Consider the following 2,696-nt stretch of genomic DNA (forward strand, 5'->3'; position numbering starts at 1 on the left):
GAGCAACCGCCTCCTAAGCGGTAGGTCGGCAGTTCAAATCTGCCCGGGATCACCAGTAATAAACCCCTGACTCTTAAAAAGCCAGGGGTTGTTTTTATGGTTTGCCGAATCGTCATCCGGTTTATCGTCCATTTTTATGGTACTGTAATACGATACGACGAAAATGGAGTATCATAGTACCGACAAATCTTTCTCAACAGCCGTTAGCTTTTTAGCGGCTGTTTTGTTATAATTAACTAACAAAATTGTTGTTTTGGGGGAAAGAAATGAAACACGAATGCAAGATTACAGTCATTGATAAAAAATGTTTTACGGATTTTCAGAAACAGTATCTGGCTGATCCTAAGTCTGGTCCTTGTCCTTTCTTCAATGTGGGAGATACCTTTGTGCTGAAGCGTACTCCGGCACAGGATGACTTCTATCATCTGATGAATGGCAAGTTTTGCGGAGAAGCCTGGGACGCAATCAGCAGGTATGTTTACACAGCCCTGCAGGGAGGATCCATCATGAAAGGCTGGACGAACGATGACCGCATGATGATTGCCTGCTGCAATGACGGAACCAGACCGGTTATCTTCAAGATTGAGCGTGTTGATATTCCAGAGAATGAGGATGAAGCGGAGTGGCTGGCGAAGCAGAACTTCACGAATACAGCCGAGGACGCCTATACAGGCTGATAAGAATTGAAATACGAATGGCTATGAAAGGCATCTAAAAATAGCTTTCGTTGGTTGTGAATACAACGCCAATTATTGCGTTGGCAGATATCGAGCAGATGGATTTGTTGCAAAAAATATATGGCAAGATTGTTGTTTTGGGAGGAATTTGCGGATGTATGAATTGATAAGCGACATATGTTCAATGTTTCAGGATTTGGCAGACTTGGTGTGGGGATTTCCCACCAACGTTGCGTGGTATGCCGGTCTTCCCATCATAGGTGAACTGCCGATGGTGATTATCCTGTTGGTGGGAACGGGTTTATACTTCACCTGCAAGCTTCGCTTTGTCCAAATCAAGTATTTCAAGCGTGGGCTCAATGTTCTCATAAAAAGCCGCAAGGGGCAGCAAGGGATCAGCCCCATGGCTTCCTTCCTGTTATCCACGGCTATGAGGGTGGGGCCGGGAAATATTTTGGGTGTGACAGGCGCAGTTTCCACTGGCGGCCCCGGTGCCTTGTTCTGGATGTGGGTGTCTGCGTTTTTTGGCATGGCGACGGCTTTCGTAGAATCGACACTATCCCAAATCTATAAGGAAAAGCAGGGCGACGAATATGTTGGTGGCCTTCCCTGCTATGGCAGAAAGCTTCTGGGAGGAGCAGCCATAATAGGCGGCGCCTTGAGCTTTCTTTATATCATCTATGCACTGCTCTGCATTCCGGCTCAGGGCTTCAATACCATCTCCGCCATGGTGTCAGTCACTCAAAATTTGACTGGGGCAGAGATTGCCGAAGGTAGTGCTTTGATATGGGGATTCTTCCTGTTGCTGATGGGACTGACAGCCTTTTCCGTCTTTGGCGGACTCCGGCGAATCACCCGAATTACCGATGTGCTGGTGCCAATCATGGCGGTGGTTTATGTAGCTGCTGTTCTGGTAATGGTTGCCATGAACCTTACGCTTTTGCCATGGTTTTTCTATGTGGTGGTAACTGAGGCCTTCCGTCCAGAACCAGTCTTCGGTGGTGCTCTGGGTATAGCTCTTTCCCAGGGAATCAAGCGCGGCCTGATGAGCAATGAGGCGGGACAGGGGACACTTTCCATGCCTGCCGCTGTATCCTATGCTAAGCATCCGTGTGACCAGGGTATTGTACAGGCTATTGGCGTATTCCTTGATACCATGGTTATATGTACCTTGACTGGCTTTGTCCTCATCATGGGACAGGCCTGGCTGAAGGATGGATCCGCTGCCTGGTTTGAAATGGGCCGTCTGGAGAAATTCTTGGCTTCCTGCGCACAAATGCTTGGGAGTGGAGCTGGCTATGGACTTGCTACATTGGTCATCAGTATCTGTTTTGGTATCTTTGCTTTTACCTGTCTGTTGGGCTTCCTGTCCTTCTCGGAGATATGTGCCAGGCAGATTTCCAACAATAAGTTCTTTATTTCGGCAGTCAGGCTGGTGAGTCTGGCAGTGCTGGCTTTCGGTATGATTACGAACATTGCTGGTTTCGACCTCAGCGCCCTCTGGAACCTCAGCGATTTTGCCAATATCGTGATGGTATGTTGCAACCTGCCTCTTCTTTACCTCGGGTTTGGCAACGTTCAGAAGGCCTTTGATCATTTTGAATGCCAGGAAGGTAAATTTGGCACGGAAACGTTGGGTGAGCCGTTGCCGGTTTGGGATGAATGCCATTAACTAAGTGGTTTCTTAGAAAAAGAAAGGGAGCCGAAAGCAATGTCATTAAGTTAAGCTAAATACCAGTTTTGCTCAGCAACGATGAGTATGATATAATTAAAAAAATAATTTCCAAGAGTGTCAATTTTGCTGAACCTGTTTTGTATATATAGATAAAAGGCTTTTATTATTTTATAGCTATAGGGAGGATTCTATTATGCCGATTGACAAAATTGAACTGACGAAGGAACAGGTTGCGAAAGCTATGGCCTGTAAGACCGCAGAGGAGCTTATGGCAATGGCAAAAGCCGAGGGTATTGAATTAACAAAAGAGGAAGCCGAGGCGTATATGGCGGAGCTGGAAGACT

2 protein-coding genes are annotated in these 2,696 nt (G+C 46.8%); both read left to right on the forward strand.

What is annotated here, in order from left to right; all coding sequences use genetic code 11:
• Nucleotides 1-266: 266 nt before the first annotated feature.
• Nucleotides 267-677, forward strand: a complete 411-nt coding sequence (locus tag Q0Y54_RS12550) for a TIGR04076 family protein (RefSeq protein ID WP_294523526.1) — start codon at nt 267-269, stop codon at nt 675-677.
• A 154-nt stretch (nt 678-831) separates the two neighbouring features.
• Nucleotides 832-2,349, forward strand: a complete 1,518-nt coding sequence (locus Q0Y54_RS12555; protein WP_294523528.1) for a sodium:alanine symporter family protein — start codon at nt 832-834, stop codon at nt 2,347-2,349.
• Nucleotides 2,350-2,696 lie beyond the last annotated feature (347 nt).

This window comes from uncultured Anaerovibrio sp., assembly GCF_947302755.1.
GTDB lineage: Bacteria > Bacillota > Negativicutes > Selenomonadales > Selenomonadaceae > Anaerovibrio.